The sequence below is a fragment of the Selenomonas sp. FOBRC9 genome (assembly GCF_000287655.1).
Taxonomy (GTDB): Bacteria; Bacillota; Negativicutes; order Selenomonadales; family Selenomonadaceae; genus Centipeda; species Centipeda artemidis.
The window spans coordinates 40,343-64,763 of record NZ_ALJR01000044.1 but is presented as its reverse complement, the minus strand read 5'-3'; the positions used below and the strand labels follow the sequence as shown (position 1 = coordinate 64,763).

Annotated in this window: 22 protein-coding genes; 12 read left to right on the top strand and 10 right to left on the bottom strand. The window is 58.3% G+C overall.

Annotation, left to right across the window (positions count from 1 at the left end; all coding sequences use genetic code 11):
* Window positions 1-525 precede the first annotated feature (525 nt).
* The 10 genes from HMPREF1147_RS10370 to HMPREF1147_RS10325 all read right to left on the bottom strand — a co-directional run bounded on the left by HMPREF1147_RS10370 (window position 526) and on the right by HMPREF1147_RS10325 (window position 14,153).
* Window positions 526-1,047: a DUF4446 family protein gene (locus HMPREF1147_RS10370; protein ID WP_009658808.1), complete on the bottom strand. Its 522-nt coding sequence runs from the start codon at window positions 1,045-1,047 to the stop codon at window positions 526-528.
* A 28-nt stretch (window positions 1,048-1,075) separates the two neighbouring features.
* Window positions 1,076-2,155, bottom strand: a complete 1,080-nt coding sequence (locus tag HMPREF1147_RS10365; protein ID WP_009658831.1) for a ParB/RepB/Spo0J family partition protein — start codon at window positions 2,153-2,155, stop codon at window positions 1,076-1,078.
* Complete coding sequence (locus HMPREF1147_RS10360) at window positions 2,142-2,906, bottom strand: ParA family protein (RefSeq protein WP_009658778.1); 765 nt, start codon at window positions 2,904-2,906, stop codon at window positions 2,142-2,144. Before HMPREF1147_RS10360 ends, HMPREF1147_RS10365 begins: the two co-directional genes overlap by 14 nt.
* Window positions 2,907-2,945: 39 nt before the next feature.
* Window positions 2,946-3,908 carry a 6-phosphofructokinase gene (gene pfkA / locus HMPREF1147_RS10355; protein WP_009439524.1) on the bottom strand — a complete coding sequence of 321 codons (963 nt, stop codon included), beginning with the start codon at window positions 3,906-3,908 and terminating at the stop codon, window positions 2,946-2,948.
* A 973-nt stretch (window positions 3,909-4,881) separates the two neighbouring features.
* Entirely contained in the window at window positions 4,882-6,204 is a 1,323-nt protein-coding gene (gene dnaB / locus HMPREF1147_RS10350; RefSeq protein ID WP_009350816.1) for a replicative DNA helicase, read from the bottom strand.
* A gap of 34 nt (window positions 6,205-6,238) precedes the next feature.
* A complete protein-coding gene (locus HMPREF1147_RS10345) occupies window positions 6,239-8,683 on the bottom strand; it encodes a S16 family serine protease (RefSeq protein WP_009658866.1) in 2,445 nt (814 codons plus the stop codon).
* Between the two features lie 3 nt (window positions 8,684-8,686).
* Window positions 8,687-9,130, bottom strand: coding sequence for a 50S ribosomal protein L9 (gene rplI, locus HMPREF1147_RS10340; protein ID WP_009439470.1), 444 nt, complete (start codon window positions 9,128-9,130; stop codon window positions 8,687-8,689).
* A complete protein-coding gene (locus HMPREF1147_RS10335) occupies window positions 9,108-11,114 on the bottom strand; it encodes a DHH family phosphoesterase (RefSeq protein WP_009658787.1) in 2,007 nt (668 codons plus the stop codon). The genes rplI and HMPREF1147_RS10335 overlap by 23 nt, the downstream gene beginning before the upstream one ends.
* 94 nt (window positions 11,115-11,208) lie before the next feature.
* Window positions 11,209-12,177, bottom strand: coding sequence for a YybS family protein (locus HMPREF1147_RS10330; protein ID WP_198002994.1), 969 nt, complete (start codon window positions 12,175-12,177; stop codon window positions 11,209-11,211).
* A gap of 140 nt (window positions 12,178-12,317) precedes the next feature.
* Window positions 12,318-14,153 (bottom strand): DNA mismatch repair protein MutS, encoded by a 1,836-nt coding sequence (locus HMPREF1147_RS10325; protein WP_050992882.1) that lies wholly within the window; start codon window positions 14,151-14,153, stop codon window positions 12,318-12,320.
* A gap of 112 nt (window positions 14,154-14,265) precedes the next feature.
* Here HMPREF1147_RS10325 and HMPREF1147_RS10320 point away from each other — a divergent pair, with 112 nt between their 5' ends.
* The 12 genes from HMPREF1147_RS10320 (at window position 14,266) to HMPREF1147_RS10270 (ending at window position 24,375) form a co-directional block, all read left to right on the top strand.
* Window positions 14,266-14,550, top strand: coding sequence for a hypothetical protein (locus HMPREF1147_RS10320; protein ID WP_009658844.1), 285 nt, complete (start codon window positions 14,266-14,268; stop codon window positions 14,548-14,550).
* A gap of 152 nt (window positions 14,551-14,702) precedes the next feature.
* Complete coding sequence (locus tag HMPREF1147_RS10315) at window positions 14,703-14,906, top strand: hypothetical protein (protein ID WP_009437983.1); 204 nt, start codon at window positions 14,703-14,705, stop codon at window positions 14,904-14,906.
* A 48-nt stretch (window positions 14,907-14,954) separates the two neighbouring features.
* The gene (locus tag HMPREF1147_RS12180; RefSeq protein ID WP_009658850.1) at window positions 14,955-15,125 is read left to right on the top strand and encodes a hypothetical protein; all 171 of its coding nucleotides are present in this window, start codon (window positions 14,955-14,957) and stop codon (window positions 15,123-15,125) included.
* 71 nt (window positions 15,126-15,196) lie between these two features.
* On the top strand, window positions 15,197-15,472 hold the full coding sequence (locus HMPREF1147_RS10310) for a hypothetical protein (protein WP_009658779.1): 276 nt from the start codon (window positions 15,197-15,199) through the stop codon (window positions 15,470-15,472).
* 345 nt (window positions 15,473-15,817) lie between these two features.
* Window positions 15,818-16,492, top strand: a complete 675-nt coding sequence (locus HMPREF1147_RS10305) for a hypothetical protein (RefSeq protein WP_009658872.1) — start codon at window positions 15,818-15,820, stop codon at window positions 16,490-16,492.
* A gap of 57 nt (window positions 16,493-16,549) precedes the next feature.
* Window positions 16,550-16,924: a pyridoxamine 5'-phosphate oxidase family protein gene (locus HMPREF1147_RS10300; RefSeq protein WP_009658827.1), complete on the top strand. Its 375-nt coding sequence runs from the start codon at window positions 16,550-16,552 to the stop codon at window positions 16,922-16,924.
* A 389-nt stretch (window positions 16,925-17,313) separates the two neighbouring features.
* On the top strand, window positions 17,314-17,979 hold the full coding sequence (locus tag HMPREF1147_RS10295) for an SIS domain-containing protein (protein WP_009350830.1): 666 nt from the start codon (window positions 17,314-17,316) through the stop codon (window positions 17,977-17,979).
* A 202-nt stretch (window positions 17,980-18,181) separates the two neighbouring features.
* Complete coding sequence (locus tag HMPREF1147_RS10290; protein WP_009658822.1) at window positions 18,182-19,690, top strand: phosphoglucomutase; 1,509 nt, start codon at window positions 18,182-18,184, stop codon at window positions 19,688-19,690.
* Between the two features lie 173 nt (window positions 19,691-19,863).
* Window positions 19,864-21,585, top strand: coding sequence for a GGDEF domain-containing protein (locus HMPREF1147_RS10285; protein ID WP_009658869.1), 1,722 nt, complete (start codon window positions 19,864-19,866; stop codon window positions 21,583-21,585).
* A gap of 116 nt (window positions 21,586-21,701) precedes the next feature.
* The gene (locus tag HMPREF1147_RS10280) at window positions 21,702-22,100 is read left to right on the top strand and encodes a hypothetical protein (RefSeq protein ID WP_009658803.1); all 399 of its coding nucleotides are present in this window, start codon (window positions 21,702-21,704) and stop codon (window positions 22,098-22,100) included.
* A gap of 64 nt (window positions 22,101-22,164) precedes the next feature.
* Window positions 22,165-22,668: a DUF805 domain-containing protein gene (locus HMPREF1147_RS10275; RefSeq protein WP_009437984.1), complete on the top strand. Its 504-nt coding sequence runs from the start codon at window positions 22,165-22,167 to the stop codon at window positions 22,666-22,668.
* A gap of 111 nt (window positions 22,669-22,779) precedes the next feature.
* Window positions 22,780-24,375 (top strand): DUF805 domain-containing protein, encoded by a 1,596-nt coding sequence (locus tag HMPREF1147_RS10270; RefSeq protein WP_009658842.1) that lies wholly within the window; start codon window positions 22,780-22,782, stop codon window positions 24,373-24,375.
* Window positions 24,376-24,421: the final 46 nt, after the last annotated feature.

The window sequence follows — 24,421 nt, the reverse complement described above, 5'->3', positions numbered from 1 at the left end:
TACATCCGCTTATATAGCGGAAAGATATACGTTCCATGCCGCCCCCCATAGGGGCACGGCGTGCCGTGCCCTGTATCGATATATGGCGGCGTAACGTATCGCTTGATTATGAGGTCATACGCGTATGGCGTTACCTTTGGGCGGCGAACGGTGTGCGCTCTCGTGACGCTTAGCATCACCCGAAGGGGCGGGGCGGCGCGGATAGATGCGAGATACGAGGATGTGAGAACGCCGCCATACGGCTCTCGGAGCAGTGCGAGCTAGAGCCGTGGCGGCGTACTTTCTAGGTATCATGCATGGACTGCCGTCCCGTTTGCGCTGCGGAACGAAGTGCACACCTGAGCCGCGAAGGAAAACCTAAGATGCCAAAATCCCGCATCATACCTTTCCTATCGATACGCGCGCGTCAATCGCTAGAGGGCACACCAACGCCGTGCCCCTACAATGCGCGCATACATTGACACGACATCCCACGATGTTAAAAAACATGAAACAGCTAGGCGCCAAAATCCCGCGTAACATCTCTCACCATTTGATGGGCAGCGCCTGCCCCATTGCCTCCTTTAATACGCCTTGCTCCTCATCCGTCAGCGCATAATCGGATGTTCCCCCCTTGATGGGTTTGATATAACTGCGTGAATCGTCGCGGGCAAAGATGCTGGAAAAGATGATGCCGTCGTTGTTCGCGTCCAGCATAGCGACCGCATAGCTGAGGTCGCCGCCCATGTCCTCAAACGCACGGAAGCGCACAGAGGCAGTACGGACAAGGGTGCGGCGCAGGAATTGGCGGATAAGTTCATTTTCCTCAAGGAGGCGTGCATTGGTCGCGGCGACCGTCTCGACCTCCCTGACATGCTTGATGAGCATACTCTCCAGATCCTCAACCTCCGTGCCGCGCATCATTTCGCGGTAACGGCTGCGCATCCCTGAGATTCGTATCATTTGATAGAGAACAAGGATTAACAACACAACAATGAGAATCATGGAGGCGAGCAAGAGCGTCGCTTCATGCGCTCCAATATAATTCACAAGATTTTGCAGAAACACTTCTTTCTTCCCTTCTTTGGTTCTTCGCTCAGACGGTGAAATTCTGCGCGGAAACGGCACGCAGCGCCGCGCGCTTATCCTCCTTCGCTGCACCGTCCACAGCCGTGAGGAGTCCGAGGAGCCGTTCGAGGTCGTCCGCGGAGAAATAGCTGATCTCGAGCTTCCCTTTGCCCTCTTCGCGCCCTGCCCGGATCGAGACTTTCGTCCCAAGGCTGCGTGTCAAACGTTCCTCCGCCTCGCGAACGAAGATATCGGGAGCGGAGCGCTGCGCGGGTGCCGCAGACGTTTTTTTGAGGGCATTCGGGTCTTTGACGAGCCGCTTGACGAGCGCTTCGACGCCGCGCGCGGTGAGCTCGTGCTCCTGGATGTATTCGGCAGCTTCACTCTGGAGCGTCTTGCTTTCAAGGACGAGGAGAGGGCGTACCTGCCCGGTCGTGAGGACGCCGTTCGCCAGAAATGCCTGTACGGATGCGGCCAGGCGCAAAAGGCGTACACTGTTGGCGATCGCAGAGCGGCTGCGTGCGACGCGGCGGGCGAGCTGTTCCTGCGAGAGTTTGAACTCACCGAGGAGGCGCTCGTAGGCACGCGCTTCTTCGATGGGGTTCAGATCCTCGCGTTGGAGGTTCTCGATGAGCGCCATCTCGGCAAGCTCGGCATCCGCCGCAATGCGAAATACGGCGGGGATTTCCGTAAGCCCCGCGAGCTTTGCCGCACGCAGGCGGCGCTCGCCTGCAATGAGTTCGTACATGCCGCCGCCGATATCGCGAACGATGAGGGGCTGTAGGATGCCGTGCTGCGCGATGGATTCCCGCAGTTCCTCAAGAGCGCCCTCATCGAATTCGCGGCGCGGCTGGAACCGGTTCGGCTGTATACGGTCTATGGAAAGAAGCGCCGGGGTTCCGGCACTGCCTGCGGAATGCGGAGGCACCGCCCCTGCGGTTTTCACAGAACTTCCTTTTCCTTTGGCGGCGGATGACGCCGTTTTCTTCGCCCCGGTTTTTTTTGCACCCGCAGGAGCGGGAGATGCGGTGCCCTCCGGCGCTAGGATATTTTTCCCGAGTCCGAGCGCACCGAGTCCGCGTCCGAGTCCGCTTTTATTTTTCTTCACGCTGCATCACCTCCCTCGCAAGTGCTATATACATCTCCGCGCCGCGCGACGTGATATCGTAGGACGTAATGGGCTGTCCGAACGACGGTGCCTCGGAAAGGCGGACATTGCGCGGAATGAGCGTCTCATAGAGGGCGGCGCCAAAGACGCTGCGCACCTCCTCGACGACCTGCACGGCGATGCGCGTGCGCCCGTCGTACATGGTCATGACGACGCCCTGCACGGTGAGTGCGGGATTTGCGCTCTCCTGCACGAGCCCGATGGTGTTCATGAGCTGTGCAACGCCCTCGAGTGCGTAGAACTCACACTGGATGGGGATGAGGACGGAATGCGCCGCGGCGAGTGCGTTCAGTGTCAAGAATCCGAGTGAAGGCGGGCAGTCGATGAAGATGTAGTCGTAATCCCGCTCGACCCCGGTGAGGGCATCGCGCAGTCGCGTCTCGCGCCGCTCAAGATCTGCGAGCTCAACCTCGGCGCCCGCGAGCTCGACGTTCGCGGGAACGATGTCCACACGGTAGTCCGATGCGATGCGCACATCGGCAAGCCGCGCCCCCGCGATGAGCACTTCGTAGGTGGTCGCGGTCAGCGTATTTTTTTCGATGCCGAATCCGCTGGTTGCGTTGCCCTGCGGGTCGATATCGACGAGCAAAACGCGGCGTTTTGCGCGCGCAATTGCAGCGGCGAGATTCACCGCCGTCGTTGTTTTGCCGACGCCGCCCTTTTGACTTGCAATCGCGATGATATGTGCCACGGGATCATCCTTTCCGCATCTTTTCTTTGTATCCCCCGGTTAGAACAGCACCTTTGCGAGGCGGAGGTATTCGGGGTCGAGTTTCTTCTTGTTATTGACGGCATCGTAGAGGTTCACCGAGACGACATGCCCCTTGCTGTAGCCAAACACGACGCCGGAGAGTCCGGAGATGAGGGCGAGCGCCGCCTGCTCGCCGAGCTGGCTCGCGCGCACGCGGTCGATGACGGACGGAGCACCGCCGCGCTGAATATGACCGAGCACGGAGACGCGCGTCTCGATGTCCGTGTGCTGCGCGATGTAGTCGCAGATGTCCTGTCCCTTTGCCGCGCCTTCGGCAACAACGATGAGGATGTAGCGCTTTCCTTTTTCATAGGCAACCGCGAGATTTTCGGTGATCTCGGCGATGTCAAATTCCTCCTCGGGAACGAGGATGTATTCCGCGCCGCCGGAGATGCCCGCGACGAGGGCGAGCCAGCCGCAGTTGCGCCCCATGACCTCGAGGACAATGACCCGGCGATGCGCCGAGGCGGTGTCGCGCAGCTTGTTGATGGCATCAATGATCGTGTTCGCCGCCGTATCGCAGCCGATCGTGTAGTCCATGCCCCAGACATCGTTGTCGATCGTTCCCGGCAGCCCGACGATGGGGAAGCCATACTCCTCGGACAGGAGCTGTGCCCCGCGCAGCGAGCCGTCACCGCCGATGACACAGAGTCCCTCGATACCGCGCTTAATGAGATTTTCATGTCCGAGACGCCGCCCCTCGGGGGTCTGCCAGCGTTTGCACCGTGCAGTGCCAAGGAACGTGCCGCCGCGCTGGATGATGTCGCCGACATCCTTTGACTCGAGTTCACGCAGATCTTCTTCCAATAGCCCATGATAGCCGTCGTTGATGCCCCACACCCGGACGCCCTCGTAAAGCGCCGTCCGCGCCACGGCACGCGCCGCAGCGTTCATGCCGGGGCTGTCCCCCCCGCTTGTCATGATGGCAATGCTCTTTAACATGACCGTTCCTCCCCTACCCGGTTGTAAAATGCGTGCAGACGCCCGCATCCATTTTCCTAAACTCCCTTCATCATATCACAAATGACAAAAAAAATCCCCTCTTTTTTCAAGGGGATGGGGGGAGATTGTTTCACGTGAAACAAAAATTTATTTGGTTTTTAGAGCGGCTCAGGGGTGTCTTTCTCCACGCTCCGCAAACGATGCGGCAGAACAATATCGCTATATAGTTCATTCCGCCGCACAGTCCTTTGGACTGCAAAGCGGCGTTCTGACAAATCACTGTCTAGGATCACTACGAGCCGCATCGCCCTTCGGGTTTCATGCTGCGCGTTGTCGATAAGATACCCCGTTCGCCGCATGATACATTACATAATAATCGATATGTGTGTGTTTCATGTGAAACAATTGGGGAAGGGCGTTAAATAGCGCAATTTATTTTTGTAATGACGATAGAGACGACGGATATTTCCCCTGCACGTTGTGTACGACATGATGTGATGCGTCCTGTATCGATATACGGCAGCATAACGTATCGCACGTTATTTGTTGTCATACGCGCGTGGTTACCTATGGGCGGCGAACGGTGTGCTCTCTCGTGACGCTTAGCATCACCCGAAGGGCGGGGCGGCACGAATAGATGTAAGATGTGGGAATGTGAGAACGCTGTCATACGGCTCTCGGAGCTGTGCGACCTAGAGCCGTGGCAGCGTGCTTTCTAGGCATCATAAATGGACTGCCGTCCCGTTTGCGCTGCGGAACGAAGGGCGCACCTGAGCCGCGAGGTAAAATCAAAAAGTACGATGCGCCAAAATCCCGCGTCACGTCTCTCCTATACAGGAATCCTAAGTGGGACGTCAGCTTTGATGCATAGCGAGGAACGAGAAGGACGCGAGGGCAGGCGTAGATGAAACCTACGTCAACCGACGCGTCCGACGATGTGACAAAGCTAGGCGCAAAGATCACGTTCCACGTCTCAGGGTTCGCGGGCGAGATCGCGAAACCTCGTATACTCCTTCTGAAAATACATTTTTATCGTATCGGTTGCGCCGTTGCGGTGCTTTGCGATGCTGAGCTCGGTGATATTGGCGTTCTCAGTGTCTTGGTTGTAGTAGTCCTCACGATAGAGGAACATGACAATATCCGCATCCTGCTCGATAGAGCCGGATTCGCGCAGATCGGAGAGCATGGGACGTTTATCCGACCGTCCTTCGGTGGCACGTGAGAGCTGCGAGAGGACGACAATCGGCACGTTCAGCTCACGCGCGAGAATCTTCAATGAGCGTGTCATCTCGGCAACAGCAAGCGTGCGGTTCTCCACGCGCCCCGGTGCCTGAATGAGCTGGAGGTAATCGATGGCGATGAGGTCGAGCCCATGTTCCGCCTTGAGCCGACGCGCACGTGAGCGAATGTCCATAACTGTCGTGCTGCTGGTATCGTCGAAATAAAGGTGCGTCTTCATCATGCGATCCGCCACCTTTACAAGACGCTCCCACTCTACCTCGTCGAGCTCGCCGCGCGCGAGATGGGTCGCGTCAATTTGTCCTTCGGCACAGAAAATACGGTGCATGAGCTGTTCACGCGGCATCTCAAGGGAGAAAAATGCGACGGTTTTCCCCTGCAGTGCGGCATGGGTGGCGACATTCAGGACGAATGCGGTTTTTCCCATCGCAGGGCGCGCCGCAACGATGATGAGGTCAGAGGGCTGCAAGCCGCGTGTCACGCTGTCAAGCGAGGCGAGCCCTGTCGGGAGCCCCGTGATGCCGCCCTTTGACTCCGAGAGCTCACTGATGCGCTCCACAGCGTCAAAGACGACGCGCTCTGCTGGTGTAAACTCTGCGGTGTTCTGCCCGCTGCTGATGGCAAAGATCTTGCGTTCTGCGTCGCTGAGCTGCTGCCCAATCTCGTCGCTGCCCTCATATGCCGCGCCTGCAATCTCTGTGCTGACGTCGATGAGACTGCGCAAAATCGATTTCTCCTTGACGATTTTGGCGTAGTGTTCAAGATTTGCCGTACTGGGGACAGCATTCGTCAGGTTGGCAAGGAAAGAGATACCGCCGACCTGATCCAAATGTCCCGCCTTTTTCAGTGCCTCGGTCACGGTCACGATATCCACGGGTTCGCCCGCGCGCACGAGCCCCTCCATCGCGGAGAAGGCTGCGCGGTGCGCCTGGCGGTAGAAGTCCTCTGCACGCAGGAGCTCGAGCGCCTGCGTCGCGGCGTTTGCCTTGAGCATCATCGCACCGAGGACGGAGAGTTCCGCCTCGATACTCTGGGGGGGGATGCGTCCTTCCTGCATTACTCGACTCCTTTCAGCTTGATTTTTATATTCTTCATGCGCTCTTTTCCTCCGGCACAGGTGCTTTCCATGCGTCATTCGCAAAGAGTACGTCAAACGCCTCCTCCGCATGTTTCAGGCGGCGGATATCCAGCCCCAGATGTTCCTCGGGGATGTCCTTCTCGTTCTCCCACGGGATGATGAGCGTTGTGATCCCCGCCTGCCGCGCGCCGTATGCCTTCTCAAAGACGCCGCCCACGGGTTTGATCTCCCCTTGCAGAGAGATCTCGCCCGTCACCGCCACGTCCTGACGGATCGGCGCACCCGTCACCGCACTGACGATCGCCGTCAGAATCGCTGTGCCTGCGCTGGGACCGTCGATGTTTCCGCCGCCGATTACGTTTACATGGATGTCGTAGTCGTGGAGGTCACGCCCCGTCAATCGGCGCATCACAGCTGCCGCGTTGAACACAGAGTCCTTTGCCATGCTGCCCGCCGTCTCGTTGAAGCGCACCGTTCCTTTCCCCTTCTCCGCAGCAGGAAACGCCACTGCCTCGATCTCAATAATTGATCCAAGGAAACCCGCAACGCCAAGCCCAAAGACTCTCCCCACCGCAGGCGTATCGGACGCCTTCTTGCGCCCGAACGGATACAGGCGGCTCACCTGAACTACCTCATAGATATCATCCTTCGTCACAACTACGCTGAGCGCTCGCAGAGCTTCACTATTCCCCCCGATTGTTTCACGTGAAACAGCCCCGCCGGACACTATCGTGTCGGGAACAGCATCCGCCGCATCCGATTTTAAGCCCTGCTTACTATCTCCTTCGTCCTCTATTGTTTCACGTGAAACAGTCTCTCCGGATTCCGGCTCGGCGGAAGTAGCGTCCGGCGCAGCCGGTTTTAAGCCCCGCTTACTTTCATTCTCTCCCTCGATTGTTTCATGTGAAACGCCCCCACCAGACACTTGCGTGCCGCGAGCGGTATCCGATGCACCGAATTTTAAGCCATGCGTACTTTCTCTCTCGCCCCCGATTGTTTCACGTGAAACAGTTCCGCCGAATTCCGGCTTGGCGGGAGCGGTGTCCGGCGCAGCCATTTTTAAGCCCTGCTTTTTTGGCAAGCCGGACACCCGACCGCCCCCTATACCCTCATCCGCACTATTTGTTTCACGTGAAACAATCTCCTCTATCTCGGGGTCGGTGAGCCGATTCACCGCGAGACTATAGGCGTCCGCGAGAATGTTGATCGCCTTGCGGCCCTCGATCGTGTATTCGCTGATCAGCTCCGCGACGCCCTCCCCGAGCGTCACATGCAGCCGCCGCGCCGCATTCTCCACGATCCGCAGAATATGCGCGGGCGTCAGCGGCTCGAAATAGATCTCCGCGCAGCGCGACCGGAGCGCGGGGTTGATGTGATCTGCATCGCGCGTCGTCGCTCCGATCAGCACGAAGTCCGCGGGCGCCCCTTCCTCGAACAGCTTCTTGATGTAGGGCGGCACCCGTTTATCATCAGGATCGTAATATGCCGACTCAAAATACGCACGCTTGTCCTCAAGCACCTTCAGCAGCTTGTTTTGCAGCATCTCATCCATCTCGCCGATCTCGTCGATAAAGAGAATGCCGCCGTGCGCCTCCGTGACGAGTCCCGGCTTTGGTTCCGGCACTCCGCTGTCCGCGAGACTTTTTTGCGCGCCCTGATAAATGGGGTCATGCACCGAGCCGAGCAGGGGATTCGTCATATCGCGCGGATCCCAGCGCAGCGTCGTCCCGTCCGTCTCCACAAACGGCGCGCTCTCCCCAAAGGGAGAGACGGCGCGTTTTTTCGCCGCCTCGAGCACAAGGCGAGCCGCTGTCGTTTTCCCGACGCCCGGCGGTCCGTAGAGCAGGAGGTGCTGCGGGTAGGGCGAGCTGAGCTTTGCCATGAGCGACCGCACGGCGCGCTCCTGCCCAATGATCTCGTCAAAGTTCTGCGGGCGCAGGAGTTCCACCACCGACTGTGTGAGCCGGATATTCTCGAGGGCTTCGAGGTCTTCGCGCTTTTTCTTATCATGCGGCGACTCCGCACCGGGACTCTCCTCGGAGATGACCTGACGGCGGATGTCCTCGACGTACTCCTCGTGATCCTGTTCGAGTTTTTCCGTAACCTTGCGCTCGATGCGATCCTCAAGATCCCGGCGCACGCGAATGCGCGCGATCTCCTCCGTCATGCGGACAAGGATCTCCGGGATCTCCGCCTCGGACGGCGGCGGCGCGAGCATCGGATCCTCTTCGAGGATGCGCATGAGGGCGAGAACGCGCTCGCGGCGATTCTCCGAGCGCATGAGCGCCATTGCGTTCATCTTACCCGCCTGTATGACGAGGTTTTCCGTCCCCATCATATCTGCGAGCATACGAAAGATAGCGGCAATCTCGATGTCGAGCGCCGTCTCCCCCGTGGGAGCGGGCAGGACATCGGATGTGCCGCCGTGACTGCCAAACAAATCCTTAAAAAACGACATAGACTATTCCTTACGAACGTGAATCTTGATCGTCGTGGCGATGCTCGGATGCACCTTCACGACTGCCTCGTAAATGCCCTCGCCCGTCACTTCGCCGCGGATCGCAATCTTGCGGCGGTCGACGTCGATGTTCTGCTTCTTCAGCGCCTCGGCGACGTCTTTCCCCGTCACTGCGCCGAAGAGCCGCCCATTCTCGCCGATGCGCACGGGGATGTCCACCGTGACCTTTTCGAGCTGCGCCGCCATCAGCCGCGCCTCGTCCTCCGCCATGGCGTCCTTGCGCGCCTTTGCCCCTGCCTGTGCCTTTGCCACGTTCACGTTCTCCGCGCTCGCGGGCAGCGCCAGTTTCTTCGGCAGGAGGAAATTGCGGCCATAGCCGTCCGCAACCTCCACGATCTCGCCCTTTTTCCCGATATTTTTAACGTCAGCCTGTAGTATCACTTTCACTGCGGTCACTCTCCTCTATATATTTCCTTGCCTGTTCAATGACGGCGGCGCGCACCTCGCGCAGCGGGACGTTCTTCACCTGTGCGCCCGCGACGTTCGCGTGGCCGCCTCCGCCGAACTGCTCCATAATCACCTGCACGTTCATATCGCCTGAGGCACGCGCGCTGATGCCGACCGTGTCGACGGTCATTTGGAACACATAGATGCTCATGCGCACCCCGTCCACGCGCAGCATCCCGTCCGCAGCCTGCGAGGCGATGATCTGTCCGTTCTGAATCTGCTCGGGGATGCTGCCGACGATGAGCCCGCCGGGGAAAAACTCCGCCGTCGCCTTCGCGCGTGCGAGCGCGACCGTCGTCTCGTAGTCGCTCTGAAAGAGGCTGCGCACGAGCACGGGATCCGCCCCCGCACGGCGCAGGTACGCCGCCGCGTCGAACGTGCGGATGCCGGTGTTCACGTTGAAATTCTTCGTATCGACGACAATGCCCGAGTAGAGCGCCGTCGCCTCGAACTTCGTCGGGCGGATGTTCTCGCCGAAATACATGAGCAGTTCCGTCACCAGCTCGCTCGCCGAGCTCGAAGCGGTCTCGATGTAAACGAGCAGGGGATTTTTGACAAAATGCTCACTGCGGCGGTGGTGGTCAATGACGACCACCTTCGGGATGCGCTCGAGCAGCGACGGATCCGCGAGAATGTGGGGGATATGCGCGTCAACCACGACGAGCAGCGCCGATGCGGACGCGACGCTCGCGATGTCCCCCGCACGGACAAAGACGTCCGCATAGGACTCGTCCTTGCGCAGGACGTCTTCGAACCGGTCGATGCCCTCGTTCATATCACTGAGGACGATGTGCGCCTTTTTCCCGAGCGCGCGTGCCATGCACAGCGTACCCATCGCCGCGCCGAAGCAGTCATAGTCCTCGTTGTGATGTCCCATGATATATACTTCGTCCGCGCCCTCCATGATGTCGCGCAGGGCGTGTGCCACAACGCGCGCCTTCACCCGCGTGTGTTTTTCAACCGCCTTTGCCTTTCCGCCAAAGAACTGCGTCTTGCCGCCGATATCGAGCGCGACCTGATCGCCGCCGCGCCCGAGCGCGAGGTCGAGTTTCGCTTCCGCCTCCTCGCCGAGGGTTTTGAGCGACTGATCGGTCGAGAGCGACAGCCCGATCGAGAGGGTTACGGGCAGCCCCTTCGTATTCGTCAGTTTGCGCACCTGATCGAGGATATCAAACTTCTCCGCAATCGCGTGATCAAGCGCTGCGCGGTCGAGCAGCGCGACGAACTCGCCGTCCGAGATGCTGCGTATGAACCCGCCGAGTCCCTCCATCCATGCGTCGAGACGTTCGCGCACGGCGAGCAGCAGCAGCGAGCGCTCCGCCTCCGTCTGCCCCTGCATGATCTCGTCGAAATTGTCGATCTGGATGTAGAGGAGGGCAGTGCGGCTCGCGTGGAACCGCATCTCGAGGTTCGCCTGCTCCGTCTCGTCCTCCACGTAGAACGCCATCAGCGGATCGTGCTGTGCGGGCGTCGGCAGCGGGCGATGATAGACCCGATACGTCCGTCCTTCGTGCGTAAAACGGTACTCGCCCTCCATCCCCCAAAGGAGCTCGATCACGAGTTCCTGCCAAAAATCCGCTACGGCAGTTCCTTGCTCCGGCGGGGGCGTCCCGAGATAGTCGCCAAGCTGACGATTGCACCACTCGAGATGACCATCCTTGCTCACAACGAGGATCGCCTGCGGCAGTCGATCCACCGCATAGTTCATTACCTCGTTTACATTACGGATAATGCCCATACAGTAGCGTTCAAATCGCCGCTCTCTGTCATGACAACGTTCCCACGCGAACGCGGCAAGGGCAGCCCACAAAACGAGCGCCGCCATGCCGACATAGGTATTGTAACAAAACGTCACGAGCGCAAGCGCAAGCATGACGATCAAATGAATCGTCAAATCGATCCACGCGGATAAATTCCGCGGCATAGAATCACCTTCTTCCGAAACGTGAGAAGTGCATCCTCACCGTTTCGCATTCCCCCTGGCGGGGTATTATTGCAAGTTTATATCTAATATATGGTTATTGTATATTTTGTTTATCGATACCAAGTTTTTTCCGATAGTCATAGACCATGTCAAACAACCCCGTCCACGAGACGACCTGTGTCACGAGCCCGTTGATCGCCACGAACACATAGAGCAGCGTGCGGACAAAGGGCGCAACCTCAAAGCGTGTCATCATAAAGTGCATCAGCGAGAGCCCTTGGATGAGTCCCGCAAAAAACGAGATAAGATACGCGTTGAGCGCCGCCTCGTACAGCAGCGTAACATCTCTTGTAGAGCCCCAGTACAGCCCCACAATAGCAAATCCGAAGAGATACGGGAAGAACACCGGAAACCGCCACATCGTAAACGGCGGCAGCGATACAGTCACAATGCCGATGCGGCGCAGCACCCGCTGCAGGATTGTCAGCGACAGTGCCGCCTCCGCGAGTGCACTCACGATGAGAAGCGCAGGCAGCATCTGTACGAAGAGCGTTAGCATTTGCTCGCCCGCCGCACGCAGCTGCGTGATCTCCGTCTCCGCGATACCGAGCGACCGATAGATCTCGATCGTCCGGTCGAGCGCCGCCGTCATATCCGCCGCGTCGATCATCAGCGGATTGAGCCCAAAGAGCGCGAACATCAGCGCCGCGCCCATGACCTTGCCGCCGAGCGACGCCGCCGCCCCCGCAAAGAGCGTCTGCACCGCCGAACGATCACGCCGCACGAGCGCCCCGAGCACGAGCCCCGTCGGCGCGAACGCGAGCACGAAGAACGCGCCCATCACAGGCGTCGCAAAGAGCATCAGGAGGAGAAGAGACGCGGCTGTCATCAGCACGCCCCATTTGAGCCCAACGCGTACGACCACAAGCGCCACAAACACCGGCCAGAGCAGCCCCAGCACCATCGTCAGCATGGGCAGATAGATCGCCGCGAGCGCATAGACCACCGCCGCGGCCGTCATCACCCCCGCCGTCGCGGCAGGGCGCGCACCTTGCTCGTTCATCCCGTATCCTTTCCGCGGCGTGCCGCCCGTCATTTCCATCCCATAAAATACGTTCCTATTATAGCAGGTTTTTAGCATACTGTCACGAAAACACATAACAGGACAAGCGTTATGACACAGTGATACGCCAAAATCCCGCGTCACGTCAATATGCCTGCCATACGGAGGAGGTACTGTGCATTCGTCGTCCTGCATCTTCCCTCGCGGATCTTGAAATCAAAGAGAATCTTATCTCCCTCGTAGTGCTCCTCAAAGTGTGCATTCCTGATCGGAATGCCTTCCTTGCCAAGGTCGCACAGCTCAAAGTCGTGCGTCGTGACGATCGTGATTGCGTGCGGCAGCGTCAGGCGGCGGATCGCCTCGCGCGCGCCGACGATGCGGTCGGCGGAGTTCGTCCCGCGGAATATTTCGTCAATCAGGATGAGCATGGGGCGCCCCTTGCGGCTGTATGCCATCATCTTTTTGATGCGCAGGAGCTCGGCGTAGAACGTCGAGATGCCGCCCGCGAGATCGTCTTGAATCTGTATTGAGGTGTAAACCGCCATCGGCGTCAGCGCAAAGGATTTTGCACATACAGGTGCGCCTGCGTATGCCAGCACCATGTTAGAACCCAGCACACGCATATACGTTGTCTTGCCCGACATATTCGAACCCGTGATGACGAGCATCCCCGCCGAGAGATCCGCATCGTTCGGCGTGCCCGCCTCCTCGGTGAGCACAAGCGGCATCGCGCCCTTTGCAACAAGACGCGGCGACGCATCGTCGAGGAACGTCGGGAAGGCGTGCTCCTCGCGCGTATGTCCGATCATCGCGAGCGAGAGCAAGACCTCCATCTCCGCCCACACCTCAAGCCACCCGGGCGCCGCAGCCCCCGCTCGGGTGCGCCACCGTGCAAAATATGCGCGGCAGTGGAAATCCCACAAAAACAGCGCATTTGCGAGGACGAAAAAGACAAAGTTCCGACGCATCGCCACGCAGTCCGCAAGCCGCGTCAGGCTGCTCTGCGCCCGCGTCGCACGCATGGGCGTTGAGAGCGGGGCAAGCGTCTCGCGCAGGGCATCCCCGCGCAGCGGCGCACGCTCGAGCGCACGAAAGATATTCCCGTAGAGCCGCAGCTCCTGCGCCATCCGTCCGAGCGGCGCGAGCACGCGCTGTGTGCGCGGGTAAAAGACGAGCGCGAGCGCCATATTGAGCGACCATATCGTGAGCGGCAGTCCCCACGTCCCGCCGCCAAGCAGCGCCCACAGCAGCGCCGCAAATCCCGCGAGCGAGAATACCGCCCCCACCGCGCAGTATAGGCGGGGCGAGATGGAGACCTGCTGCGCGAGCTCCCGCACGAGCGCACGCGTGTCGTGCCCATCCGGCAGCCGCGCCCCGCGCGCCGTGAGCTCGAGGCAGAGCAGGGGATGCGCCAGCAGCTCCGCCACCGCCGCCTGCCGCCGCCGCGTCCGCATGAGATCACGCGGCGTCGCCGTGAGCGCGCGGGCAAGCCGATCCCGCCCTGCGAGTGTGCGCGCACAGCAAAGGTACTGATAGAGCGACGCCGTACCGAAGATATGCAGATCCGCATCGGGCGGACGCTTCGCCTTGCGGTACTGCGCCCCCGTCACCGGCTCGCTTTTCCACGTTCCCGCAAACCGCGCCAGATACCCCGCCACGACTGAGAGATACGCCTCCATGAAGCGCCGCCGCCTCTCCAGGCGCGCGTGCCGCGCCACGAGCACGGCAAAGAGGACGACGAGAAACAGCCCGAGCAGCATCTCTCCCGCCGCTCCGCGATTATATCCGTGGATCAGCGCCGCCCCCGCCGCCGGGAACACAAGCGTACGCGCGAACACGAGCCGCCGATGCTCCCTGCGCAGGGATGCCGCGAGCATGAGTGCATTTTCCCATGCGTTTTCATAAAAATCTTTCTTCAAAAGGACGCCTCTCCTTCCAATCTTTTTGTAACAATGGCAACGTATATTATAAATCATCCGCACCAAAAAAGACAGTGCGGGCGCCGTATCATAATCTGACCGGACGAATCGTTCGCCCAAAAGGGATGTTTTTCATGATGGCTTTTGGAACGCCGGAAAGCTCAACCTGATGAGCGTCCTCATGATCATCTTCACGGTCATTGAGCTGCGCAAAAAGACCGACCGGCATCACGAGATCATCCTCTATCGGGAGGGCATCGCCATTCGGAATGAAACGGCGGGGGAGGAATACTTCGCGCCCAAAGAAGCGATCTCCTTTTCACGGGATCTCGCCGCCGATACCGTCACCATCCGCGCCGCAGCGCTGCCGCACACCCTCGTGCTGCGGTTCGGCACCGGCATCTTCTCCGATGAGGGCGTGCTGCAAAACAATCTCGAACGACATTTCTTCTAACGGCGCGCCGCCTATGAGGAGCTGCTGCATGAGGGAACTGTGCAGCAGTCCCTTTTCGCATCCGCGGAAATTATAATACGCGCAGCAATCATGTTTCACACGTGCACAAAAGGAAAGGAGCCGCATGATGTTCGGAGGCAGACCGATACAGCATGTCCATCCGCATCCGACAAAAAGACGGCCGACAAAGCAGCACCTATTACTTTTCACCGGGCGTATACAATCCCGCCAAGGAATTATACTCCGCGCAGTCGGACATTGAGGACGCGATGCGGCGCACCGCCGTGCTTCTCGAGACCATGCACATCCCCTATGAAGTAACAGAAAAAGAAGAATGGCGCCCGTTCCTTTTGTGACGCGGCACCCGCCGAATACTTATGAATACGGAGGAGGAGCAGGGGACTATGACCGCTGAAGACAGCGCAGTTCGCCGCCTGGAGGCGGCAATCGCAGCACTGAATGCGCGGATGCGCGGCGCTGCCGGGGATCTCGACTACGAATCCTATCTGCACGAAAAGCGCACCCTTGAGCGTGCGCTCCATTCCCTCAAGCAGAGACAGCAGCAGACAAAATGAAACCGGAATCATTTCATTCTGATTTCAGCGACATATGATAGACTGAACATACGAAAGAAAGGAAGATACCTATGTCACAGCGTATGACGATGGAAGAAGTCCTCAAAGAATACGGCGTACCGCAGCTGCGGCTGGATGTCCATGCGACGCGCAGCGACCTGCTGAAACTCCGCGAGAAGCTCATCGCGATCCGCGATCTCTCCGACGGGCGCGAACAGGGCTATCTCGACATCGACTGCAAACTCTACATTGACGTTGACGATATCGACCGCTATCTGTCGGGAGAGCTTGATACGGTGGGGGAGATTTATGCATTTCCGGAAGATGTGAAGTCTTATAAGGAGTGACGCGGGATTTTGGCGCATAGCTGTGTCATTTTCGTCAAACGCTTCGTCGACGTAGGGCTCATCTACGCCTTCCTCGCGTTTTCCTCAATTCCTTGCTCTGCATCCAAACTTCCGCGTCACTTACTGTACGGTTTGATCTGCGGGATTTTGGCGTATAGCGGTGTCATTTCATACGGCGATTCGTTATGCCGCCCTAAATCGTTTGAGGGCTCAGCCGCGCGGCGTTTGCCGCAGCGATTTTTAAGCGCCGCTTTTTTGACAAGGCAAATGCCAAGCGGCGCCGCCGCGGGACAAATAGACGTAAACATCATACACCGAATTTTACATAAAAAAGGAGAATCATAAATGAACCTCAAGAAAATCCTCGCCGCCGCGATGATCACCTCCATGACCGTCGCCGCCGCGCCGATCCTCGTACCGACCGCCGTGCAGGGCGTCCTCGTATCGGAGGCCGAGGCTGCCCGCGGCGGCGCCCGCATCGCACCGCGTTCCGCGCCTGCCGCACCGAAGGCAGCGCCCGCGCAAAACAACAGCGGCAAATCCGTCTCCGGCAACGGGGGCAGCTACGCCCCCTCCAAGAGCGCAAATGATCTCGGCAAGACCGCTCCGAACGCCGCCAAGCCCGGCACGGCGGCGGGCACGGCAAACGCCGCAAGGAGCGGCACCGGCTGGGGCAACGCCCTGCGCAGCATCGGGTTCCTCGCGGGCGGAATGCTCCTCGGCTCCATGCTCGCCTCCATGTTTGGCCTGGGCAGCGGCTTCCTCGCCGATTTGCTCGGTGTCCTTGCAAACGTCGCTCTCGTCTTTATCGCTGTCATGGCGATCCGCTGGATCTGGAACCGCTTCCGCGGTCGTAAAGAAGAGGAGAACGTCTACCGCAGTGCGCCGCGCGTCCATGATATTTCTCCCCGTCCCACCGTCACCGACATCCGTCCGCAGGGCGTCTCCAGTCCGTCACCGACCGATATAAACGTCAGCGACAGCCCCCGCAGCATCGCCGACCGCTATCGCAATCGCTAAAACGAGAATGCACCTAAACTGCCCGCGAGGGCGGTTTTATCCATAAAGGAGATCGCTATGCTTCCTGAAAAATTCTTTGACTGCCTGAAATATGAAGGCGTCGTCGCCATCGGCACCGCCTCCGCAAGCGGCGAAGCACATATCGCGAATACGTGGAACAGCTACCTGATCGTCACGGACGAGGAGCAGATCCTCATCCCGGCGGCAGGGATGCGCAAGACCGAGAAGAACAGCAAAGAGAACCCCCATGTCGAACTCACACTCGGAGCGCGCGAAGTCGAGGGATATATCGGCCCCGGCACCGGATTTCTGCTCACGGGAACCGCATCCTTCCTCAAAGAGGGCACATTATTCACCCGCATGAAAGAAAAATGCCCCTTTGCCGCACGCGTCCTTGTTTTCACCCCGGAAAGCTGCCGCCAAACACTATAATTTCATAGCATCACTGCATCTAAAATAACCGCTGCGCGTTTATATTTCGCACGGCGGTCTTATTTTTTCCTCTAAAACCGTCTGTAGGAAAATAAATAAAAATCAATTCAATAAAATAAATATAAATATCTATAAATAAAGATAAATAACTTTAAATTCGATGAAGATCCTCCCTCTGAACAGTGCAAAACATTCGTATTCTGTTGCTGCACGCATATAGATCCCGGGAAGCCCCCCGCGTATCGCCCCCGGCAACTGCCGGGTACAACGTATCGCCGCCGGATATAACACTGCGTGCGCCAAGTCCCCGTTGCCTCTCTCCTCTTGAAAAAGCCGGCTGAGCCGCTATAATAGAAGGTACAGTAAGAATCATAAAGGAGCATAACATCATGGTCAAACCATCCACCTACGCCGCCGTTGATACGCTCATTGCACGCTATCCCGCACTCGAGGGATGCGGCACCGATATCCGCGCGGCAATCACGGCGCTCTGCGAATGCTACCGGGCGGGCGGCAAGCTCATCGTCTGCGGCAACGGCGGCTCCGCCTCGGACGCCGAGCACATCGTCGGCGAGCTGATGAAAGGGTTCCTCCTGCCGCGCCACCTCGATGAGGCAATGCTCGATAAGCTTCACGCGGTATGTGACGCGAAAGATCCGCGCGCCGTCGATTATTTCATGCAGAACTTACAGGGTGCACTGCCTGCGATCTCGCTGCCTTCCCAGCTCGCCATCAGCACGGCGTTCTCAAACGACCAGGCGCCCGATCTGACGTTTGCGCAGCAGGTATTGGGGCTGGGGAAGGAGGGGGATATACTCCTCGGCATTACGACCTCGGGCAATTCAAAGAATGTCATCTATGCATTTGAGATCGCAAAAGCACTCGGTCTTACGACGGTCGCTCTCACCGGAACACCCGGCGGGCGCGTCGCGGCAGACGATCTTGCGGATATCGTAATCAAGGCGCCCGCAAGCGAGACGTACGTCATTCAAGAATATCATCTGCCGATCTATCATGCGCTGTGTATAGCTGCCGAGGAGGAATTCTTCGGATAGACGTGAGGCGCGATCTTTGCGCACAGCGTTGTCATTTGTCGAATACTTCGCTTGACGTAGCTCTTAACTACGCCGGCGCTCATATTCTCCGCATTCCTAGCTGTGCATCAAAGCTTGCGCCTCACTCAGGTTGCGGCTATGATGCGGGACTCTGGCGCACAGCGATCACGCTTCACTGTACCGATAAACAAGGAGGATGACCATGCCCTTAACCCACGCCGACTTCATGAAGCTCGCAAACGGCAGCGACATCCGCGGCGTCGCCGTTCCCGGCGTTCCGGACGAGCCCGTAACGCTGACCCCGGAGGCGGCGAACCGTATCGCGGCCGGCTTCATCCGTTTCCTCGCGGAGCAGACGGGCAAACACCCCGACGAACTGCGCATCGCCGTCGGGCACGACTCGCGCATCTCCGCACTCGCCATCAAGGACTGCGTGCTGACGGGCATCACCCACACGGGCGCGCACGGCATTGACTGCGTGCTCGCCTCGACGCCCGCCATGTTCATGGCGACCATCTTTGAGGACACTGCCGCCGACGGCTCCGTCATGATCACCGCGAGCCACCTCCCGTACAACCGCAACGGGCTGAAATTTTTCACCCCGGCAGGCGGCACGGACAAAGAGGATATCATCAAAATCCTCACATACGCATCGGAAGCGGAGGAGGCGCACGGTACGCTCGACCATGTGATGAAATTTGACCTCATCGGGCGTTACAGCGAATATCTCGTGGACAAAATCCGCACGGCGCTCGGCGGCGGTGCGCAGCCGCTCACAGGAATGCATATCGTCGTCGATGCGGGCAACGGCGCGGGCGGCTTTTTCGCCGGCCGCATCCTCACCCCGCTCGGCGCGGACACGACGGGCAGCCGCTACCTCGACCCGGACGGGCTTTTCCCGAACCACGTGCCGAACCCCGAGGATCCCGCCGCCATGCGCGCCGTCAAGGAAGCCGTCATCGAGTCGGACGCCGACCTCGGGCTCATCTTCGACACCGACGTCGACCGCATGAGCGCCGTACTCGCAGACGGCACGGACATCAGCAGGAACGCCCTCATTGCCATGATGGCGGCGATTCTCGCCCCCGACTATCCGGGCAGCACCATCGTCACCGACTCCGTGACCTCCGACGGGCTCACCGAGTTCCTCGAAAATCATCTCGGGCTCAAACATCTCCGCTACATGCGCGGCTACAAGAACGTCATCAACGAATGTATCCGCCGGAATGAAGCAGGGGAGGTCTCCCCGCTCGCGATTGAGACCTCGGGGCACGGCGCGCTCAGTGAGAACTACTACCTCGACGACGGCGCGTATCTCGCGGTGAAACTCCTCATCGCCGCCGCAAAAGCGCACAGCGAGGGGCGCACTCTCGCGGATCTCATCGCCCCGCTGCGCGCCCCCAAGGAAGCGCGCGAGCTGCGCATCAAAATTGAAGGCGCGAACGATGTAAAAGCATACGGCACGAAGGTTCTCGCTGCATTCGAGCAGCGCGTACGGGATGCGGGTCTCTCGATTGCCGCCCCCTCCTACGAGGGCGTACGCGTCGTTTTCCCGGACGGCTGGGCACTCCTGCGCATATCCCTGCACGATCCGAATATGCCGCTCAATATCGAGTCGAACGCCGAGGGCGGCGCAGATGAGATTGAACGGCGCGTTAAATCATTTCTTTCCGGCTTTGACCATATCAATCTATCTTGTTTTAGCGTATAGTACAGAATACTCGTACCACGCACTGCCTTCTTCAATAGAGAGGCAGTGCGTTTTTCATAAAAAGGATATATTTTCTGCTTGGACTGTGCTATAATGAAAAAAATATGTAAATATATCTGCAATCAAATTAATGTTCTTATTGGGGAGAATATGGCAGCCGGGGGGATGCCTGTATGAACAAGATTGTATCTTTCCCGCGGGGCAATTGGATTACCCTGCTTTCCGTTACATTGCTGACACTCATCGTTGCCTCGGCATGGCATACACTCAAGACACCGCTCGATCCCTCGATCCGGGCGGAGTATGCGTACATCGAGGGCGAACCGGACTATAAGGATGTCATTGGATTCCGTGCGGATCGCTACGATTGGCACCCTTATGATTTTCCGGTGCCGCCAAAGGTGCCGAAGGGAACGACGACCGTTTATATTTCGTTTGAGATTCCGGTTTCGGCACGGTTCGTCGGCGATCACATCCTTTTCACAACGTCAAATCAGGATGCCTATGTTTACGCGGACAACGATCTCGTCTACACACACGGCGATTGGTCGTCGCTGCTCGACACGCGCGGGCGTGCGTTTCACTATGTGCACTTTGACAGCAATCTCGCGGGCAAGCGCCTGACCATCATGCTGCGCAGCTCCGATCCGAACTGGCTGGGAAGCATCGGCTATCTCGCATTTGGCAACGAGGGGAACCTGATACGCAAACTCAGTACGACGGATGCCATCTACATCTCGAGTTTGTCGATTGCCGTCACGCTGATCATGCTCCTCCTCATGGGGCTCATGTGGCGCGACTCGACACACAGGCGAAAGACCCATCTCTATCTCATCACATTCCTCGGCGTCTTTATCCTATGGACGGCGGGAACCTCATCGTTCTTTCCCCGCGTCTTCGGTCTGAGCCATCTATGGTGGGAGCTGCATCTCATCACGCTTTATATCCTGCCGCTCTCCGTGATCCCGGTCATCCGGGAAATCGTCTCGCCGCGCTACATCGGGCGGATCCAATCGACCTGGCGCATATTTGTCCTGGTCTTTGCCGTCTCAACGCTGACCGAGATTGTCGGTCTGAGCGGCTATACGAATTTCCTCTACATTTATTATCCGGTTCTGCTCGTCGGGTTCCTCGTACTCATCCACGCTGTGATCCGCTCGAGCTGGAAGCATCACCCCGCGTGCCGCTACGCCTCTTTGACGCTCATCTCGTTCGTCATCTTCGGCGGCATCGACGCCTATCATTGGGAGTACCATCAAACGGCGGTCATGCTCGCAACGACGGTATTTTCCGTCTATACGACCCTGCCGTTCATCTTCTTCCTCATGCGCGAGCAAATGCTGAGCGACGCAAAGCTCGCCCGCGAGAATACGGAGCTATCGCAGGAGCTGCGCGAGTCGCAGGAAGAGGCGGTGCGGGACGCACTCACGGGCTGCTATAACCGGCTCCAGCTCCAAAAAAGTTTCGATGCATTTTCTGCGCTTGCCAATGAGCGCGGATTCAAATTCTCGTTTGCGATCTTTGATGTGGATCATTTCAAGTCGGTCAACGATACGAAGGGGCATCTCGAGGGTGATAACGTACTCAAAAAGATCGCGCGCACCGTACACGACGAGATCGACCGCCGCCATGTGTTCATCCGCTACGGCGGCGACGAGTTTATACTGCTCGCCCTGCACTATGATCTCGAGACGATGGCCGCATTCTGCGAGGAGCTGCGCCGCAAGCTCGAGGTCGTCCTCGCCGGTGTGACCATGAGCTTTGGCGTATCCACATGGCACGGAGACAAGGATCGCCTGCGCGCCCTCATCGACCGCGCCGACCGTGCGCTCTACGTCTCCAAGGAAAAGGGGCGCAACGCCGTCTCCACCGAAAACGAGGAGACCGACGGCTAGAGAGCTTCCATATACCAAAGGTCATCCGCAGCAAACCGCGGCGGATGACCTATTTGATTGAAAATTTTTCATGCTGCAAGCCTTCGGAACGGCTTGCGGCACCGAGAGGAGTCTTTATGCATACGGTATCGTCCCTGCGCTTTTTCACCACGGCGGGTCGATTGTCCCGGCGCAGTTTTGCCCTGACGCTCGCCGCACTGTTCGGCGGGACGGGGCTTTTTCTCACGTTTTATAACAATCTGGCTCTCCCGATCGTCTACAGTGTCTCCGCTTCTTTCCCCGGTGAGCCGCTTCGGGCATTCCGGCTTCTCAACACCGCAAGTTCTCTGCCCGCATTCTTCATCGGTCTGTTCCTCTTCCCGCTGCTCGCCGTCCCCGCCGCCGTTCTCTCATTCCACAATGCGGTGCCGAGCCTGATCTCCGCTGCGCTCGTCTCACTCACCGTCCTCTGCTGCATCGTCAGTATTGTCAGTATCGCCCGTTTGCTCCAAAAGGACACCCGACAATACATTTGAGCTGCGTCACGTTTCTATGGTATAATGATAAACGTACGATCATCGTATTATGAAAGGAGCTATTATGCACACCATCGATAACGGAATCAAGGAGAACTTCTTCAACTATGAAGGACGGCTCAATCGGAAACGCTATCTCTTCCGCAACCTTGCGCTGTTCGGCATCGGCTTTGCACTTTACATCATCATCATGATCCTCTTTATAATCGCCGCCGGCATCCAGCCGCAGCCCGCACAGAACGGGGGGGCACTTACGGCGGCGATGCTCGGTCTATATGGTCTGTTCTTCCTGCTCTGCCTGCCGCTTACGGTCTCCGCCTACATGCTGATGATCCGCCGTCTGCACGATCTCAATATGTCGGGCTTCTTCTGCCTCCTGAATTTCGTGCCGCTCGTCAACATCGGCCTCGGGCTCTACCTGTTCTTCAAAAAGGGAACCGAGGGCGACAACGACTACGGTTCCGATCCTCTCGATATGACGGGGTATGTCTACGGCGAGACTGCGCCCGCAGTGCCGGAGCATAACGACAATCCCTACGCCCGCACAGATACCGCGCCGAAAGAATAATATCATATGAAACGAGGGGGTGCCGCACGAGTTTGTTTCGTGTGACACCCCTTTGCTTTTCCTCTGCATAACTTTTAATGTTTTCACGATACCGTAAATGAAAGGATTCCCATGCACCCGATCGACCATGGCTTCCGCGCTCACTTCTTCGCGTGGCGCGGCCGTCTCAACCGCATGCGTCATTTCAAGCGGCAGCTTGCCGTCTTCGGCCTCATGTGCGCAGCGATGCTCCTGCTTGCCTCCGTCTTAGATCTGCTCAGTCCGCATTTGCGCCATAGTGAAATCGTCACATGGATCATCATAGCTCTCATGGGGGTCGTGGTACTTGCATACGCTGTATCCAGTGTCATGCTCCAGATTCGCCGCCTGCACGACCTTAACCTGTCAGGCTTCTTCCTGTTGCTCCGCCTCGTCCCGTTCGTCGATGTCATCCTCTGTCTGTATCTCATATTTGCAAAGGGAACGGAGGGCGACAACCGGTTCGGCCACGATCCGCTCGGATCCGCCGACATACGCGATTTCACGAAAGAACCACCCCCCGTATGCGCCGCCCCCGGCACACCCGCCACACAGCAAGGCGAAAATCACAATAGGCACACAAAGAAGGGAGAATATATCCCCCTTGATCTTTTTTCCCGCAGCGGCAGACTCTCGCGGCGTGATTTTGCACTGACCGTCGGCATCCTATTCGGGGGCTCCGGCCTCATATTCCTGCTCCTAGAGGTGCTCTCCATTCCTCTCATCTACTACGTCGCGGCATTTTTCTTTCGCGATATGACGACCGCATTCTGGACGATGATGACCGGCGCTTGGTTCATCGCGTGTATCGCCGTTTGCCTCGCCCTGTTGACGCTCTCGCTCCCCGCCGTCATTCGCCGCCTGCACGATATGAACTGCAGCGGCTGGCTCGCCCTGCCGCTCGTCCCGTGCTCGCTCATCATCCTTGGGCTCACGCTCGTCTCGTCCCTCCTAAGCATCGGCATTACCTTGTCGGTGATGATCAGCGGCACCCCGACCGGATACATCGGCGGATTCCACTTGACGACTGATATGAATGATATTCTCGCCGGCTCGATTTTTTTCATCGTTCTCATATTTATGGTCACCCTTCCGCTCCTATCAGCCTACGCTGCATTTCTCTTCTTCAAAAAAGGCAGTCCCGCTGAGAACCGCTGGGGGGCTCCGTCTATCTCTAATAAGCTCCCGCCTATGCGCGCGGCCTTCCTTTCCACGAACGGCAGTATCGAGCGCAGACCGTTCATCGTACAAACGCTGTTGCTCCTTACTGCCGCGGGCATCATCGTCCCAACTGCCCTATATCTCGTCAGCGTTCCGATATTCTTTATCCTCATAGGGCTCGGCCTCCTGCCATTCGGCACACATATGCACCTATTCGCCATGGCTCCGGCGCTTTATCCCATCGCTGCGCTCCCGCTCGTCATCCGCCGCCTGCGCACGCTTGGACGCAGTCCCTATGAAGCGGTCTTTGTCTTCGCTCCGCTCATTCCCATTCCCTTCGCGCTCTTGCCGATATCGGAATCCTTCGGTATCCTGCAATTTATCTCATTCGCCCACGATATACCGCTCCGCAGGCTCCTCGACCCGCTCGTCGTCGCGCCAACCGACGGCTCCCTCATGTTCGCCGCATTCTCCTTCGTCTGTGCCGTCGCCGGCATCATCGGCATCGCCCGACTCGTCAAAAAATGAAAATTGAGCCCCAACGAAAAGAACGGAGCCGACGCACATTTTGGCT